The organism is Pseudomonas sp. SJZ131, assembly GCF_007828705.1.
Lineage (GTDB): Bacteria > Pseudomonadota > Gammaproteobacteria > Pseudomonadales > Pseudomonadaceae > Aquipseudomonas > Aquipseudomonas prosekii.
Genome location: NZ_VIVC01000002.1, coordinates 458,172 through 474,931, shown reverse-complemented (window position 1 = coordinate 474,931; position 16,760 = coordinate 458,172). Strand labels below are relative to the sequence as shown.

Annotated in this window: 12 protein-coding genes; 5 read left to right on the top strand and 7 right to left on the bottom strand. The window is 59.3% G+C overall.

Features of this window, described 5'->3' with window-relative positions; all coding sequences use genetic code 11:
- Nucleotides 1-103: 103 nt before the first annotated feature.
- Nucleotides 104-1,861 carry a hypothetical protein gene (locus tag FBY12_RS08965; RefSeq protein WP_145252648.1) on the top strand — a complete coding sequence of 586 codons (1,758 nt, stop codon included), beginning with the start codon at nucleotides 104-106 and terminating at the stop codon, nucleotides 1,859-1,861.
- A 107-nt stretch (nucleotides 1,862-1,968) separates the two neighbouring features.
- On the opposite strand, the gene FBY12_RS08960 is transcribed toward FBY12_RS08965, so the two are convergent.
- The 7 genes from FBY12_RS08960 to prfB form a co-directional block, all read right to left on the bottom strand.
- Entirely contained in the window at nucleotides 1,969-2,298 is a 330-nt protein-coding gene (locus tag FBY12_RS08960; RefSeq protein ID WP_145252647.1) for a hypothetical protein, read from the bottom strand.
- Entirely contained in the window at nucleotides 2,295-3,215 is a 921-nt protein-coding gene (locus FBY12_RS08955) for an alpha/beta hydrolase (RefSeq protein WP_145252646.1), read from the bottom strand. Before FBY12_RS08955 ends, FBY12_RS08960 begins: the two co-directional genes overlap by 4 nt.
- Nucleotides 3,216-3,362: 147 nt before the next feature.
- Nucleotides 3,363-4,640 carry a flavohemoglobin expression-modulating QEGLA motif protein gene (locus FBY12_RS08950; RefSeq protein WP_092272714.1) on the bottom strand — a complete coding sequence of 426 codons (1,278 nt, stop codon included), beginning with the start codon at nucleotides 4,638-4,640 and terminating at the stop codon, nucleotides 3,363-3,365.
- A gap of 36 nt (nucleotides 4,641-4,676) precedes the next feature.
- Nucleotides 4,677-5,234: a hypothetical protein gene (locus FBY12_RS08945; protein WP_145252645.1), complete on the bottom strand. Its 558-nt coding sequence runs from the start codon at nucleotides 5,232-5,234 to the stop codon at nucleotides 4,677-4,679.
- A gap of 154 nt (nucleotides 5,235-5,388) precedes the next feature.
- Nucleotides 5,389-6,105, bottom strand: coding sequence for a TetR/AcrR family transcriptional regulator (locus FBY12_RS08940; RefSeq protein WP_092272720.1), 717 nt, complete (start codon nucleotides 6,103-6,105; stop codon nucleotides 5,389-5,391).
- Between the two features lie 100 nt (nucleotides 6,106-6,205).
- Nucleotides 6,206-7,708: a lysine--tRNA ligase gene (gene lysS / locus FBY12_RS08935; protein ID WP_145252644.1), complete on the bottom strand. Its 1,503-nt coding sequence runs from the start codon at nucleotides 7,706-7,708 to the stop codon at nucleotides 6,206-6,208.
- A 101-nt stretch (nucleotides 7,709-7,809) separates the two neighbouring features.
- A protein-coding gene (gene prfB, locus FBY12_RS08930; protein WP_101207550.1) for a peptide chain release factor 2 occupies nucleotides 7,810-8,905 on the bottom strand; the annotation gives its coding sequence in 2 pieces (ribosomal slippage) (nucleotides 7,810-8,832 and nucleotides 8,834-8,905; 1,095 coding nt in all).
- A 252-nt stretch (nucleotides 8,906-9,157) separates the two neighbouring features.
- On the opposite strand from prfB, the gene FBY12_RS08925 reads away from it, so the two are divergent.
- The 4 genes from FBY12_RS08925 to FBY12_RS08910 are packed head-to-tail and all read left to right on the top strand — an operon-like array spanning nucleotide 9,158 to nucleotide 16,699.
- Nucleotides 9,158-11,224 (top strand): type VI secretion system tip protein VgrG, encoded by a 2,067-nt coding sequence (locus FBY12_RS08925; RefSeq protein ID WP_145252643.1) that lies wholly within the window; start codon nucleotides 9,158-9,160, stop codon nucleotides 11,222-11,224.
- Nucleotides 11,221-11,916 (top strand): DUF4123 domain-containing protein, encoded by a 696-nt coding sequence (locus tag FBY12_RS08920; RefSeq protein ID WP_178111737.1) that lies wholly within the window; start codon nucleotides 11,221-11,223, stop codon nucleotides 11,914-11,916. Before FBY12_RS08925 ends, FBY12_RS08920 begins: the two co-directional genes overlap by 4 nt.
- The gene (locus tag FBY12_RS08915) at nucleotides 11,913-15,635 is read left to right on the top strand and encodes a toxin VasX (protein WP_145252641.1); all 3,723 of its coding nucleotides are present in this window, start codon (nucleotides 11,913-11,915) and stop codon (nucleotides 15,633-15,635) included. The genes FBY12_RS08920 and FBY12_RS08915 overlap by 4 nt, the downstream gene beginning before the upstream one ends.
- A complete protein-coding gene (locus FBY12_RS08910; protein ID WP_256663288.1) occupies nucleotides 15,635-16,699 on the top strand; it encodes a hypothetical protein in 1,065 nt (354 codons plus the stop codon). Before FBY12_RS08915 ends, FBY12_RS08910 begins: the two co-directional genes overlap by 1 nt.
- The last annotated feature ends 61 nt before the right edge of the window (nucleotides 16,700-16,760 follow it).

The following is a 16,760-nucleotide window of genomic DNA, read 5'->3' as shown; positions in this document are numbered from 1 at the left end:
GATCGCTGCGGCGGCCCTGTCAGATATGACAGTAGGCAAACCGGTATCACTTGGGTCATACATCGCGCAGCGCCTGTCCTCTCGGCGTAAAGGAGCGCGACCCATGAGATTCCCCCGACACGCATCAACGTTATTCTTCGCCGCCAGCCTGGTCGCGTGCAGCACGCCACCCGCAGCGCCGTCCGCCGCCACCCCGGTCGAGCCCAGCGATGCAGTGCTGACCGACCTTGCCTTGCCGAATCCGGCAATCAATCAACGTCCGATCACCGGGGTCAAAACCGCGTTGCTAGTGGCGGCGCATTGGCCAGGTGATCGTGAACTGGACATGCCCAAACTCTACGATTCGAGCTTCTCGGGGCAGCCCCTCTCGCTGAGCCATTATTTGCTCAAGGCGTCCGGCGGCAAGTTGGTGCTCAAAGGCACGACGATTTCCGCAAGATTCACCGAGCCGGTGCCGCCCGAAGGGTTCTGGGGCGAAATCAATGCCGCCAAAGCGGCGGCGCGCGCGCAAGGATACGAGCCGGATAACTACGACTACTTTTTTGTCGTCCATAAGAACGGCGTCGGTGGCGCGCAGGCCTCGATGCCGGGCAACCACATCGTGCTGCGCGATCAACCGTTCAGAGGCCACTATTTGTGGGCGCACGAGTTCGGGCACAACCTGGGGTTCAGCCATGAAAACAAATTCGGCGGGCTGTTCGACACGTACATCAACTGCCCCGGAGTCGGCGTCGACATGGACGCGCCGAGCGGCTGCGCGACCAAACGTTATGGCGATACCGGTGATCCGGTGCAGGGTTCCAATGGCGTCCAGGCGCTGTATCCGGCGCACAACCGCTGGTACGCCGGTTGGCTGGACGACACGCAAATGGCGGTTATCAACCAGACCGGCCTGTATCGGCTGGGCGTCCTCGGCGGCGTCGGACCGCAGCTGTATCTGCTGAATCGCCCGGGCAGCAGCACCATTCAGCCGTTGCAAATCGCTCTGGAATACCGCCAGCCGGGTCCGCCTTACGATAACTTCGCCGTCGATGACAACCGGGTGAATGGCGTCTGGATGCGTTACACCACGCTGACCACACGCGTCGATAACGTGCAGCTCGACGCCACCCCGGAAACGCTTGCGACGGACGATCCGGCGTTGCAGATCGGGCGAGTGGTCAACGATCCGGCGGCGAAATTGAAGGTTCGCCTGTGCTCGAATAACACCCAAGGCGCGACGATTGCGGTGGCTATGGATAATCAACCGTTGCCGACGTGTACCCCAGAGCTGCCGGGAGTTGTGGTCGCACAACCTGCGGCCAATCAGAAAACCGGCTACCGGCCTTTCGTCTCCGGAACAGGATTGCCCGGAGCGGTTGCAGTGATTGAAAAAACCCGCGAACACTACATGGTCGGGGTCGTCGGCTCGGCGATTGTCCGGGCGGACGGCAAATGGTCAGTGCAGCTCGATGAACCTCTGGCCGCAGGCAAACAACGACTGGCCGCCTACCTCGTCAACTCGGGCAGCAAAAATGGCGGAGCCAGCTACTCGCCGTCATTCACTGTGATCGAGACCCCCGATGCGGCCATCGTCCATGTGCCGGCGAACAATTCACAAACCACGCCTTACCCGACGTTCTCCGGCAGCGGTCTGGCCGGCGCGACGGTTTCCGTAGCGATGCTCGCCAACGGCCTGCCGTCGGACGTTATCGCCTCAGCGTTAGTGGATGAACAAGGCAACTGGTCGGCGCAAAGCACGACGCCGTTTTCCAATGGCAACCACAGGGTGACGTTCTATCAAAAGAACGGCGAGCGGCAATCGACGGGTAATCCGACACGGGATTTTTTTGTGAGTGAGAAGGCGCGCCGCAACCCGTAGGCGCGAGGCTTGCCCGCGAATGCGTCAGGCCAGTCAACAGTGATGTTGAGGCTGACGACCTCTTCGCGGGCAAGCCTTGCTCCTACAGATATCAGCGGTGGCTGCGGTTATTGCTCGAGTTTTTGCGGGGTTTCCTGGCCCATGCAGCGCACGGCTTTTTTCTGCGCGTTGATCAAGACGCCGGTCAGGCCTTTCTGTTCGATGTCGAACAGCACCAGCACGCCATCGACGCATTGCGCGACTTGCGGCGCCGGTTGCAGGGAGATTTTGTAGTCTTCGCCCGGCACGGTTTTGAGCATGGTGAATTCGCTGAGCAGCAAGGCATCTTCGGGTTTGGCGAAGTGCAGGTAGCCGTAATACCACAGCACGCCGACGGTGCCGATGATGGTGCCGATACCGGTGAGGATTATCGGGATCAGATTGCGTTCTTCACTCATTGCGGACTCTCTGGTGGTTCATCTTTGGAATTCAGGGGCACCGGGTAATTGGGGATTTCGCCCAGTCGGCGCAGCCCGTTGAAATGCTGCGGGTCTTCGAGGTAACGCAGCATCACCTGGCGCCAGGTCGGGTCGGCGAAGGTCTGCACATGACCGCCACGGGTCAGTTGCAGCACGCGCGGTGGCGGCGCAGCTTGATACAGACGAATGCCGTTGGAAAGGGGCACGAGCGCGTCGTCGATGCTGTGGAAGATCAGTTTCGGCACGCCGTTGAGCTGCGCCATCGAGTTGATGGCGCTGTCGCCGTCCGGCACCAGCCACGACAACGGCACCTGTAATGGCCAGGTCAGCCACGAGGTGGTCAGGGCAAATCGGCCGACATCGCGATAGCTCGCGGGGGCGCCGTCGAGGATCAACGCCTTGAGCTGAGGCTGGCGCTGCGGGTGCTGGACCAGGTAATGCACGGCCATCGCACCGCCGAGACTCTGGCCGAGAACGATCAGCGGTTTGCCTTTGACTTCGGGTGCCTGATCGAGCCAATTGAACGCAGCGTCGATGTCCTGATAGATCGCCGGCAAGCTCGGTTTGCCTTCGGACAGTCCATATCCGCGATAGTCCACCAGCAACACTTGGTAACCCTCTTTCGGCAACCACCAACTGCCGCCGAGGTGATACGAGAGGTTGCCGCCATTGCCGTGCAAGTGCAGCACCGTGCCTTTGACCTCGACGCCTTTTGCCGCCGGCAGCCACCAGCCGTGCAGCTTGAGGCCGTCGGCGGTGGTCAGGGTGACGTCGCGGAACTCGAGTTTGGCCCGGTCAGGGGTGAACGGCTGGCCCGGTTCGGGATAGAACAGCAGCGAGCTGCAGCCGGTCAGGGTCAGCGTCAGGAGAAGGCAGGCAATGCCGAGGATTCTCATCCTTTGAAACCTCGCAAAAATAGGATTCGAAATACGCCGCCAATCTGTAGGAGCAAGGCTTGCCCGCGATGAATGCGCCTCGGTCTACTTGAAGACCGCGTTATCGTTCATCGCGGGCAAGCCGTGCTCCTACAGGGGGAAGCGTCATTACAAAATATTGGAATAATCCGCTTCGATCCGGTCCAGGCTCAGGTGGTTGAGGAAGTTGGAGAAGCACATCCACGCCGACAGCGCGTTCATGTCGCGGAACTGTTCCGGCAAATACTTCGGCGCCACCACCAGGCCTTCGTCGACCAACTGACGCAACGTGCGCATGTCTTCCAGCGTGGTCTTGCCGCAGAACAGCAGCGGCACTTGCTCCAGTTTGCCTTTACGCACGGCCAACTGAATGTAGTTGTAAACCATGATAAAGCCCTTGAGGTAGGACAAGTCTTTGGTAAATGGCAGGCCATTGGGCACCGAGCCGCGGAACACCCGACTGGCGTTGCCGTAGCTTTCGCCCATTTCGAAACCTTGCTCGCGGAAGAATTCGAAAACCTGCAGGAAGTCGGCGCCCTCCTCGACCATGTGGATCGCGCGGGTGCGGTTGGTCAGTTTGCGCAAACGGCTCGGGTACGAGGCGAACGTGATGATCTCCATCAAAATCGCCAGACCTTCCTGCGTCACGGTGGACGATGGCGGCCCCTTCGACAGGAAGGTGCAGATCGGCTGATTCAAACCGTTGAGCGTGGTGCCGACGTGCACCAGACCTTCATGCACTTCCAGCGCGCGCACGTCACGGTCGTTGAACATCGCGTCGGCGCGGATCTTGATGTAGTCGGCGCCCGCCGCTGCGTCGGCGACGATGCCGTCGGATTCGAACACGCGAATGGTTTCTTCGGCCTCCCCAAACACCTTGTTCAGCCGATGTTGCAAGAGGCTGACGGCGTCCTTGGCGGTGAGGGTTTTCGGCTCATCCTTGAGGTCGCCACGGCCGTCGATGTTGTTCAGGTAATCCGAAAGCATCAGGCCCAGATCGGCAAGAGTCGGGTCGCCGGCGTGAAACGCATCGGACGCGGCGCCGTACAGTTCCTGCGAAATCAGCCCGAAATCCTCGGTGCCGCGCGCTTCGAGCATGCGCACGACCATGCGGTATTCCTTGCACATGCGCCGCATGATCTGGCCGACCGGGTTGAACTGGCCGAGCTGACGGGTGATGTCGCGCTCGATGTTCTGGAATTCCAGTTTGACCTTGCTGGAGTCGAAGGCCAGTGGGCGATTGAGGTAATAGTCGCGGTCAACGGCGGGCATTTCCTTGCCTTTGGCCTTGAGGAAACCCTTGCGGATGCTGTCGTCCCACTTGACGGCATCGAGGACGCGAATCGGCGTCTGCGCCAGCACTATTCGATCGGACAAAATGCGTATCGTCTGCTGGTAATCGTCCACCCGAAACTCCTGTAGTAAAACCGTTACGTGCTGGGGTTATTTGCTGTTTTTGGCCAGGCGCTGATAACGCACCGCTTCGATAAACACATCGGAATTGGCCGGGTCGTCGAGGTACGCGAAGACCTTGCGCAGGTCGCTGTCGATCAGCACGCCTTCGCCGTCGTCGGTCTGCAAGCCTTCGCCGCTGAGGGTCTTTTGCGCCATGGCTTGCTTGATCTGCTCGAGATCGAGGTTGTAGACCACCAATTCGTGCTTTTCGTTGAGCTCGAACCCGGCAATGGTGAAATGCCCGCCGAACTGCGCCGGCACCGGCGCTGACAGGTACCAGCGGCTGCCGTGGCGCGCCACGGTAAAGGAAAAAGCCTCGCGCTCGCGCGGTTTGGCTTTGAAATAACTGACGGCCTGGTAGCGGTTATCGCCGAGGCGAGTGAGTTCGAGGTTCATCGGCTCGCCCCAGGCGTTGGTGCTGGTCCATTTGCCGAGTAGGCCTTCGGGCGCAAGATCGCTCGCGGGCAGCGGTTCCTTGAAGGTCACCAGACAGCCACTGAGCAGCAGGAACGACAAGGCGATCACAACGACGCGCCAGGCTTTCATTCGACAACTCCCTATGAACAAACGCAGACCTCATGCGGCCACCGCCCCCCTGTAGGAGCAAGGCTTGCCCGCGAAGGCGTTGTGTCAGGCAACCTATTTGTTGACTGTCAATCCGCCTTCGCGGGCAAGCCTCGCTCCTACAGGGGATACGGGGTCAAACCGACGCCAACACCAGGTGCATGTACCGCGTCAGTATGCCGAGCATTTCGGCTTCGGCCGCAGGCTCGGCGTCGTTGAGCAGGCCCTGATATTCCATCCGGCCGATAATCGCCGTCAACACTTTGGCATCCTGTTGTGGCTCGCGCGAACCCAGCACCTCGAATAACTGGCAAGTGCCCTGCAACAGAATCTGCTGATGAGAACGCACCAACACCGCCAGGCGCGGGTTGAGCAACGCCTCTTGGCGGAAGGCTTGTTCGGCCATCAAATGCTCGCGACGATTGATCAACTGGCGATGCACGTAATCGGCCATCAACCGCGCAATGTCGTCGGCCAACTGCGAACGCGACTCCGGTGTGCCGTCACCGCTGACCACCATTTCGCGCAGCAGCCCTTCATTGCTGACCCACAACTTGCCCATGTAAGCCGCGCTGCGTTCCACGTATTGGGCGAAGGTATCGGTGAGCAAGTCATCGATATCCTTGAAATAGTAAGTGGTGGCCGACAGCGGCACGCCAGCCTCCGCCGCCACTGCACGGTGACGCACCGCACGCACGCCGTCGCGCACGACAATGCGCATGGCCGCATCGAGAATATCCTGTCGCCGCTGCTCGCTGCCCTGTCGGCTGGCCTTGCGGCCCTGGTACTGAACACTTTCAGCGACCGCAGTGGCGATACCCGCTGCACCTTCTTGAGCGATTGCACGATTCACGACAGGTAATCCTCTTACGTCAAAAGTAACCAATTGATACGTTTGTACCAGACAGGCAATAAAAAGCCGCCTGTTTTAGGCGGCTTTTTAACTGAAACGTTTACGCTTGCGGCCGCATGTGCGGGAACAGGATCACGTCTCGAATCGACGGTGAGTTGGTCAGCAACATCACCAGTCGGTCGATGCCGATGCCCTCGCCCGCCGTCGGCGGCATGCCGTACTCCAGCGCGCGAACGAAGTCGGCGTCGTAGTGCATGGCTTCGTCGTCACCGGCGTCCTTGTCGGCCACCTGCGCCATGAAGCGCTCAGCCTGGTCTTCCGCGTCGTTCAACTCGGAGTAAGCGTTGGCGATTTCGCGGCCGCCGATGAACAGTTCGAAACGGTCGGTGACGTTCGGATTGTCATCGTTGCGACGGGCCAGCGGCGACACTTCGAACGGGTATTGCGTGATGAAGTGCGGCTGTTCCAGTTTGTGCTCGACCAGCTCTTCGAAAATCATCACCTGCAACTTGCCCAGACCTTCGAAGCCGAGCACTTTGGCGCCGGCCTTCTTGGCGATGGCGCGAGCCTTGTCGATATCGTTCAGGTCGTCAGCGCTCAGCTCAGGGTTGTACTTGAGGATCGAGTCGAACACCGACAGACGCACGAACGGTTCGCCGAAGTGGAACACTTTGTCGCCGTAAGGCACGTCGGTGCTGCCCAGAACCAGCTGCGCCAATTCGCGGAACAGTTCTTCGGTCAGGTCCATGTTGTCTTCGTAATCGGCGTACGCCTGGTAGAACTCCAACATGGTGAATTCAGGGTTGTGCCGAGTCGAAACACCTTCGTTACGGAAGTTGCGGTTGATCTCGAACACTTTCTCGAAACCGCCGACGACCAAGCGCTTGAGGTACAGCTCCGGCGCGATACGCAGGAACATTTCCAGGTCCAGCGCGTTGTGGTGCGTTTCGAACGGCTTGGCCGCTGCGCCACCGGGGATGGTTTGCAGCATCGGCGTTTCGACTTCGAGGAAGTCGCGCTGCATCAGGAAGCTGCGGATGTGCGCAATCACTTGCGAACGCACGCGGAAGGTCTGACGCACGTCTTCGTTGACGATCAGGTCAACGTAGCGCTGGCGGTAGCGCTGTTCGGTGTCGGTCAGGCCGTGATGCTTGTCCGGCAACGGGCGCAGCGACTTGGTCAGCAGGCGCACTTCGGTCATTTCAACGTACAGGTCGCCTTTACCGGAACGGGCCAGGGTGCCGACGGCTGCAATGATGTCGCCCATGTCCCAGGTTTTCACTGCGGCCAGGGTTTCTTCGGACAGGGTTTTGCGGTTGACGTAGACCTGGATGCGCCCGGTCATGTCCTGAATCACCATGAACGAGCCACGGTTAAGCATGATGCGACCGGCAACCTTGACCGGGATTGCAGCCTCGGCGAGCTCTTCCTTGGTCTTGTCCGCGTACTTTTTCTGCAGATCTTCGCAGTAGTTTTCGCGGCGGAAGTCGTTCGGGAAGGCATTGCCCTTGGCGCGCTCGGCAGCCAGCTTTTCCTTGCGCAGGGCGATCAGGGAGTTTTCTTCCTGTTGCAGGGCTTGCGGGTCGAGTTCTTGGTCGCTCATGTCTTTAGATATTCCATCAGGTTCGTTGCCCCCGGCCGTGAGCCGGGGTTCGCGGGCAAGCCACGCTCCTACAGGGCCGTATTGGCCCTGTAGCGCGGGCCTTAAAGCCCTTGTTTCAGGCTTGCTACCAGGTATTCGTCGATATCGCCGTCGAGCACCTTGTCGCAGTCACTGCGTTCGATGTTAGTGCGCAGATCCTTGATCCGCGACGCATCGAGCACGTAAGAGCGAATCTGGTGACCCCAGCCGATGTCGGACTTGGTGTCTTCCAGGGCCTGCGAAGCGGCGTTGCGTTTCTGCACTTCCTGCTCGTACAAGCGCGCCCGCAACATTTTCATCGCGGTGTCTTTGTTGGCGTGCTGGGAGCGTTCGTTCTGGCAGCTGACCACGGTGTTGGACGGTACGTGAGTAATACGCACGGCCGAGTCAGTGGTGTTTACGTGCTGACCACCGGCACCCGAGGAGCGGTAGGTGTCGATGCGCAGGTCCGACGGGTTGATGTCGATTTCGATGTTGTCATCGATTTCCGGCGACACGAACACGGCGGAGAACGAGGTGTGGCGACGGTTGCCCGAGTCGTACGGGCTCTTGCGCACCAGACGGTGCACGCCGATCTCGGTACGCAGCCAGCCAAAGGCATATTCGCCCTTGATGTGGACCGTGGCGCCCTTGATCCCGGCAACTTCACCGGCGGACAGTTCCATGATGGTCGCGTCGAAACCGCGTTTGTCAGCCCAGCGCAGGTACATGCGCAGCAGGATGTTGGCCCAGTCTTGGGCCTCGGTGCCGCCGGAGCCGGCCTGGATGTCCAGGTAGGCGTTGTTGGCGTCCATCTCACCGCTGAACATGCGTCGGAATTCGAGTTTTTCCAGGGATTCGCGCAGACGCTCGACCTCGGTCGCGACGTCATCGACGGCGCCCTGGTCTTCTTCTTCGGCGGACATCAGCAGCAGTTCTTTGGCATCGGCGAGGCCGGTGTGCATTTCGTCGAGGGTGTCGACGATCTGAGCCAGCAGCGAGCGCTCGCGGCCCAGTTCCTGTGCGTACGACGGGTTGTTCCAGACTGCTGGATCTTCAAGCTCGCGATTGACTTCAGTCAGACGCTCATGCTTTTGATCGTAGTCAAAGATACCCCCGAATAGTTTCGGAGCGCTCGGACAGGTCCTTGATACTGTTAAGGATCGGGTTGATTTCCATGGCGGGCAGCACTCGTTGGCGAACTTTTGAAAGCCGGCGAGTATAACGTAATCAAGCTCTGACGGCAGCCCGCCTGGCGGACTGAATGCGCTTCAATAGCGTTTTGGCCACCTCAAATGCGGGAAACCTCCCCAGGAAAATCCCTAACTACTAAAACGACTCTTCCTACACCAGAAACAGAACTGCCCTGCATAAACCCCGCACTCACTCATCCACAGTCCCGCCCATCTAAATCAGCACTAGGGATGTGTGATGTTCGGGCCTGCCAACCAAGCCTCTTTCCTCTTGGACATCGAGGGGTCAGCCCACGATCTGCGGGTCCTCGAGTTCACCGGCAAGGAAGCCATCAGCCAACCTTTCCGCTTTGATCTCAAACTGGTCAGCGAACGTCCCGATCTGGACCTGGAAAGCCTTCTGCATCGAACCGCCTACCTCAGTTTTGACGGCCACGGCGCCGGCATTCATGGCCAGGTTTACAGCGTCGGCCAGGGCGATGCAGGCAAGCGCCTGACCCAATACCAACTCAGCCTGATGCCCAGCCTTGCCTGGCTGGGCCACCGTTTCGACCAGAAAATATTCCAGAAACTGAGCGTGCCGCAGATCATCGCCCAGGTCCTGGAAAGCCACGGCATCCTCGGCGATCGCTACCGCTTTGCCCTCGGCAGCGATTACCGACCGAGGGACTATTGCGTCCAGTACGGCGAGAGCTGCCTGAATTTTCTGCAGCGCCTGTGCGAAGAAGAAGGCTTGCATTACCACTTTGAGCACAGCCGCGAGGGGCACGTGCTGGTCTTCGGCGATGATCAAACGGTATTCCCCAGACTCCACCAACCCACCGCCTACCTGCAGGACAGCGCGATGGTCGCGGATGATCCGGTGATCAATGCCTTCACACTCGCCCTGCAAACCCGCGCCACCGGTGTGACCCGCCGCGACTACGACTTCGAGAAACCTTTACTGCAATTGGAGAGTGGCGCGAAAGATCCTTCGCTGCTGCGACTTGAAGACTACGGCTTTCCCGGCCATTTCACTGATCGCGAACAGGGCAAGCAGCGCACCCGGCGAGCACTGGAGCGGCACCGCAGCGATTATCGGCAAGCCACCGGACGCAGCGATCAGTCAATGTTGCTCAGCGGCCACTTCCTGCCCTTGATCAATCATCCGCGCGAGGAATGGAACGACTTGTGGTTGCTGACAGAAGTCATCCACACCGGGAAACAGCCGAGCGTGCTTGAAGAATCGATCACCAGCGACCCGACCGACGAATTTTCCCAAGGCTACCGCAACACCTTTCTTGCGACGCCGTGGGACACCCCTTTCAGGCCCGCGCTCGCTCATCCCAAAACCACCATCGACGGCTATCAACACGCCGTGGTCTGCGGCCCTCCCGGCGAAGAAATCCACTGCGACGAATACGGCCGCGTGCGTGTTCAGTTCCCCTGGGACCGTGACGGCGAGCACAACGAACACTCCAGTTGCTGGGTGCGCGTCGCCAGCGGCTGGGCTCACGACCGTTATGGCAGCGTGCTGATTCCCCGCGTCGGCATGGAAGTGATCGTCGGGTTTTATGAGGGCGACCTGGATAAACCGTTGATCGTCGCTTGCCTGCCGAATGGCGCCAATCGTCCCCCGCTCGACCTGCCCGCCGAGAAAACCCGCAGCACTTTCAAGACCCAAAGCAGCCCCGGCGGCGCAGGTTTCAATGAACTGCGCATCGAGGATCGCAAAGGGGCGGAGGAAATATCCGTGCGCGCCCAGCGCGACTACGTACAGCACGTGTTGCACGACGAACGGGTTCAAATCGACAACCAGCGCAGCATTGTGGTTGGTGGCACCGCCCGGCATGAACTGCACGCAGAAGAACAGCGCATCACCCACGGCAACCGCTTGACCGAAGTCCGTCAGGACGACCACCTGACCGTGCATGGCGACCGCCACATTCGCGCCACCAGCCATCGGTTGAGCGCTCGACAGCAGGTGCACGTCAGCGTCGGCCACCACGTCGTCATCGATGGCGGCGCCAGCGTCACGCTCCAGGCCGCTGGCGCGTGGCTCACGATCAATTCGGCAGGGATTTTCAGCAGCGTGCCAGTTATGACCGGCGGTGCGCCGATGCCGCCGATGGCCGCCACACCCGTGGCGCTCGATGCGAGCACGCCGGTACTCACCGAAACGGTTTCAACCGCCCTATTCAAACAACTGCTCGGCGACGAGGCCTTGATTGAACTCTGCCAGATGCCCAGCGGCGGCACGCCGCTGGACTGCCCGCTGAGCGACTGCCAATGCCGCAGAGCCCTGGGCTATGGAGCTCGCTCATGAACACATGGATTTTGCTGGAGCGCCCCGCCGCGCAACTCGAAACGCTCTATCGCCTGGCGACACATCCCGACACCCAGAAGCTGTTCGCCGGTACTTCACTCGCCGGTTTTGCCGAGCAGAGCCCACTGCTGGTCCGGCTGGACAACCAGCCAACGCTCACCCTGGCAATCGAGCAAACCCCGGCGCAATGGTCCGGCCTGCTGATCGAAAGCGCCAGCGACACGCCGTCGCTACTCGCGCATTTGCGCCAGATGCTGTTCGTCAACTTCGACCAGCAACGCAAAGGCGTGCTGCGCTACAGCAACCCGACCGTCGCCAGCTATTTTTTTGCCGCGTGCACTGTGCAAGACCTCAGCCTGTGGCTCGGGCCGATCCGCCGTCTGCGCTGGTTCGGCGCGACGTGGGCCACTCAAGCCGCAGGCGAAGCTGGCTGGCAGCGGTTGGACAATCCCCACGCGAACGACTGGCGCATTGAATGGACACGCCGGGCGATGGTGCTGAGCGTCGCCCAGGAAGACGCTTTGACGCGCCAGCGCAACGAACAGTTTCTTTATGACTGGTGGCAGCAACATCCCCAGCACTCCTTTATGCAGGCCAGCCATTTGCTGGAGCAAGCGCTGGCTCAGGGCATCGACGACAGCGAAGACATCAGCGCCTTCCTGAACGCCCACTGCACGCAGGTCCAGTCATGACGCGCCTCGGCAAGCTGACCGCAGGCCCCGGCTGCGAACGCGACAAGCTGATTGTTCAGGTCATTGGCACCGGACATTGCAAAAACCAGCGACTGCTGATCGTCGATCAGTCGGGCGTCGAACCGCTCTTGGCGCTGACCGAGGAGGCCGCGTGCGAAACCGAGCGGTTGACCAGCGTGCACAGCGAGCTGTTTGTGTGGGATTGGTCGGCACAACTCAAACACCAGTTGTGGCTGGAAATTGCCACCACCCACGGCTCGCCCATTCGCCTGCCGTTGCTGGAAGATGTGCGTGTCACCCCGCGCCAATTGGAAGCGCAGTGGAATCAGATCGTGCCGATCCTGCCCTTCGCCGCGCTGCCCGGGACTCGCAGCAAGTACGACCTCGGCACGCCGGTGCTGTGCCGCAGCGGTTATGTCTATGTGTTTTACCGTGATCGCTTGTGGCGTGAGCTCGAGGTGCGGCAGGACGACGAACTCACGACCTATCGCGATATCGATCTGCAGGCCTATCGACAGGACCAGCAACTCAGCAACGACTACCGACAGGCCAGCGGCGTCGATCTCAGCGACATCTGGCTGCCCGCGACCTGGAATCATCAACCCGCCGAAGCCGTGCAACTGTGTTTCAGCGAAATCCAGCTGAGCGCTGCACGTCTGAAACGTCTGGAGGACGATCCGCAGCTGCGCGCTCAGCGGTGTCAGAGCCCGGCGTTGCAGTGCGAGAGTCAGACCTTCGAGCGGCTTTTCGAGCAGCAGCCCGATGGGCCGGCGATGCTGGAAGCTTTCAGTGCGTTCAATGCGTGGGATGCACAAGCGTCCGATACCGCGACGAAGGCCAGCATCACCTGGCGCAACCTCTCCGCACGCGCCTTTCCCCTCAACCTGATCGCCCCGCAACGGGCTCGCCAAAGTGGTTTCGAATACGTGCTGGACCATCCGGGCCGTTACGTGTGCGACCTCTCGGGCGAATTCGCGGCGCAGCGCAAAACCGAGGCCAAGGCCTGTCTTGATCAGTGGGAGCAAGGCACCACACCTGCGTTACCTGCAACGTTTGAAAGCAGCGCCTGGGCTGATTGCCTCGCCGCATTGCTGGATCAATTGCTTGGAAAAGCCCCATCCGCCGATGAAGCGGATCTCTGGCTCGCCCAACCCACCGTCGTTGACGTGCTTGCAGCGGCCCGCGAGCGAGGCGTCTGCGGCGTGTTGCTGGAAGACCCACGCCACCGCGTGCGGCATCTGGTTTCGCAGATCCAGCAGCAACAGCAATTGCTCGCGCGGTATGCCGAGCGCGCCAGCCTGCACCCGCACCACGCCAGCGCGGTGATGGTTCAGCAACTGATCGTGCCGGCGACGATCGGCGGGCAGAAAAACCCGCTGCACGGCTGTTTCGACAAAGTGCAAGAGGCCGGCCGCCGCGACATCAACCGCTTCACCGCCACCGCTGAACGCGCCCTGCTCTGGCAACAACTGAACATGGCGCAGGCGCTGCTGGCCGAGTGTCTGCAACAACCGGTTACCCAGCAAACCCTGGCCGATCATTTGAGCCTTGAGGGTTTTGATTACCTCGCCGCACTGTTTGCCGTCAGCCAGGTTTTCGCCAGCCTCGCCACCGTGCCGGCGCAGCTGGATCCGCTGGCGCGCAATGGTGATGTCTCCGATGCGCTGACCGGGTTAAGCCTTTACAGCCCGCAGGCCAGTGTCGGCCAAACGTTGCTCAACGACATCGCCCACGACTCGGCGCACCCGCTGCACGGGATGCTTTGGCCGGCTGTCGATGACGCCGCGTTGGACACGCCTTACGTGCCGCCCACCGAGAAAACCGTCAATGAAGGTGATGGTCGGTTACGCGCTGAACACCTCGCCGAATTCGAAACCGACCCGGGGCCTTATTACCCGCAGGTCGAACACCTCGACGGGCATTTGCTGGAAGGGTTGCTGGCCAACGGCAGCCTGAACAGCACGCTGACCGGGCAATCGAAAGCGGCGGCCAGTACGTTGATCAGCATTTACGAAAATCTCGCCGGCTCTCTGGAAACCGCCAGCAGTGCGGTGATGGCCCAAGTTGCACCTGCCCCTACGAGCGCCTATCTGCATGGCCTGGGCGTGGGGCTGTTGCGCAGTTTGATGCCCAATACCTTTGGTGAAATGCACCTCATCAATCGCCGAGATGCAGATCCGCAACGCTATCACCTGTTCGGGTTGTCCGACGTGCCGAACGGGGATCAGCGGCCACGGCGGTTGATGGGGGAATATCTGGATGCGCAGGGGCGGCCGTTAACGGTGGGGAATGCCGCTGATGCTTTCGAGACGCCGAGCGCTTCACGTGTGGGAAATTACAAATTGCTGGTGATGCCAGTGGCTCATCCGACGGTGCGCAGCCTTAGTGAGCTGAATCGGCGGATTAACGCGGTGCATAAAGCAGATGTTGAAGCTCGCGGGGCAGATAACGCGAAGGTTAAAGGTGCGTTGCAGCAAGGTGTGGATGGGCATGCGGATTTGGCTAACAGCCGGGTTTATCGGGTGTTGGGCTCGTTGCCGTTTGCGGCTGGGGTTTTGATGTTGGAGGTTTGGAATGTTAGGACGGAGTTAGGGGCGGCGGAGCAAGTACAGCGGGAAAAAGGTTCATTACGCGCAGGTCTATCCTTTGTCGGAGCTGGCATTGATCTGCTTATAGCGCTGGAGATGTTGACGGTAAAACTTGCTGGTACCAAGTCCGTTTTGGCGGCGGGTCGCAAGATTCTTTTTACTATTTCAGATGAGGCCGCGAGATCCTTAAGCTCTCGAGTAGCGGAGTATTTAGCAAAGGAGTTTACCGGTCGAATCCTTGCGCAAATTGCTTCGGGGCTAGTTCTTACAGCCATAAGCTTGTACGACGCTTGGCACGCCCAAAGATGGGGTGATGATGCCATGTGGGGGTATCTGATGATGTCCATGGGGGGATCTATTAGCGCACTCAGCACCCTGATCATTCCTACCGTAACCTTTCTGGGGCTGGGCCCCGGTGGCTGGGCAGCGCTGATCTTAATCGTTATCGGTGCCGGACTGGCCTGGTGGCTCGCCGACAAGCCCATCGAGGAATGGCTGAAGAATGGCCCATTCGGCACTCAAGTTCATTCCAACAATGCGCACCTACTAGATCCGCAACGTGGTTTCTACTACCTGATCAGTTTGTTTGCCGACATTCGCATCAACATCGGCAGCAACCCTGAATTCGTCCCCAATGCCAAACATGACATTCACGGCAAGACGCCTTTTCAGATGATCTCGTCCAACACCTGCATTCGCATAGAAAGCAACTTACCGGGGTTGGTCGCCCACTTGGGCGCGATCAATATTAATGCTCGCTGTCGACTCAATACATTCGAACTTAGAGCTGGGCGCATCAAAAGTGAAACCGTGCCGTTCAAAAAACTGATCAAGAGCCAACTCGTCTCGCCCAAAGCACAACGCCTGCTACCACAAGGCCTGGACCTGTTTTTTGAAACCCCGCCAAGCTACGCCTTCGACTCGGTCACAGGTTCATCTGGCATTGCACAACAATGGCAAGTGAGAGCGCAGTGTGTACTGGAACAAAACAATCGATGCTGGCACTTTCCTGCGCCACCACCCAAGGACGGCACGCCATTCGACGTAACCTACAACAAACCCGACTTCGGCAGTGAAGGTTCGCTTTACTGGGCAGACGAAGTGACAAATAAATCGCGGAACAGCAACTAATGACCAACGAATCGTGGTACGCCGAAACTGCCTATGGGGCGAACGAGGTACCCCAGCAAGAACGTTCAACTCAACGTCCGTGGATTATGCGTTTCGCCAAGGTCAGACTGCCTTGGGGCAATGCAGAGGACATAACATCTGTAAATCTTCTCGAAAAATTCTCACCCAAAAAACTCCGTCTCCATGAAGGATTCAAGAAAGACCGCGAAGAGCAAATAGCCACAAACACCTATGCCCCGAGTCCGTTCGAACACATCGATTTTCACATCAAGGATGACCACGAACGCTTTAGATATGCCCTCCTACCCGCAAGCTCCCACTTCTGGATGTACATGTCAGGAGGAGGACGATTTATGTTTTTCCTACTTTTCATTGTCAGCATACCTGCCTATTTCGCGGTTATTTCCACAGGATACGATCCAATATGGGAGTCAACTAAAACTATCTTTATCCAACTATTTTCCTGGCTTCTCGGCCTACCTCTCTTATCCTGGACAATCGGTTCAATAGTCATAAAACACTTCCCAAAACTGTGGCTAAAACCCTCCCGAGGCCCGATCTGGGAACTCAACCGCCGCACCGGTCTAGTCACCGTCTTCGACTACAAAAACAACGGTGAATATAAAAAGAACGGCACCATCGGTGAACTCACCGCGCCGTTCTACGAATTCGACGCCTACATCGCAACTTCTCCGGACAGTCAGGGCATGCCGATGAATGTGCTCTACCTCGCCCATCGCTATCGCAACATCATGATCAACTTCGGCGCATTGCTCTGTCCCGGTCCCGAGGTGCAACCCGCTTGCGCCCTGTGGGATTTCATCCAGAACTACATGGACGTCAGCCGCCCCCTGCCGGACCTGCCGCAATACGAGGAGTACCGCCACCTCGACCCCACCACCGCCGAATACGACCGCCGCACCGGTCGCAACCCGCGTTTCTGGATCGACATGGACGATGCGACGTTCAAACAGGTGGTCAGGGAAATGCATCAACGCGTCGCCAACATCGACACGTTTCAACGGCCTAATTTGATGGCGGCCTATGTGACGTATGTCGATTGAACCAAATAGAAAACTTGCCGGGATTTGCCGCGTCGTTCTATGGCAACAATCTCGATTCCAG

Excerpts from the sequence above, each read along its gene's own strand:
- FBY12_RS08920 (WP_178111737.1), top strand. The coding sequence starts at position 11,221 with ATGAACACATGGATTTTGCTGGAGCGCCCCGCCGCGCAACTCGAAACG.
- FBY12_RS08910 (WP_256663288.1), top strand. The coding sequence starts at position 15,635 with ATGACCAACGAATCGTGGTACGCCGAAACTGCCTATGGGGCGAACGAG.
- FBY12_RS08955 (WP_145252646.1), bottom strand. The coding sequence starts at position 3,215 with ATGAGAATCCTCGGCATTGCCTGCCTTCTCCTGACGCTGACCCTGACC.
- FBY12_RS08915 (WP_145252641.1), top strand. The coding sequence starts at position 11,913 with ATGACGCGCCTCGGCAAGCTGACCGCAGGCCCCGGCTGCGAACGCGAC.
- lysS (WP_145252644.1), bottom strand. The coding sequence starts at position 7,708 with ATGAGCGACCAAGAACTCGACCCGCAAGCCCTGCAACAGGAAGAAAAC.
- FBY12_RS08945 (WP_145252645.1), bottom strand. The coding sequence starts at position 5,234 with ATGAAAGCCTGGCGCGTCGTTGTGATCGCCTTGTCGTTCCTGCTGCTC.
- FBY12_RS08925 (WP_145252643.1), top strand. The coding sequence starts at position 9,158 with ATGTTCGGGCCTGCCAACCAAGCCTCTTTCCTCTTGGACATCGAGGGG.
- FBY12_RS08960 (WP_145252647.1), bottom strand. The coding sequence starts at position 2,298 with ATGAGTGAAGAACGCAATCTGATCCCGATAATCCTCACCGGTATCGGC.
- FBY12_RS08965 (WP_145252648.1), top strand. The coding sequence starts at position 104 with ATGAGATTCCCCCGACACGCATCAACGTTATTCTTCGCCGCCAGCCTG.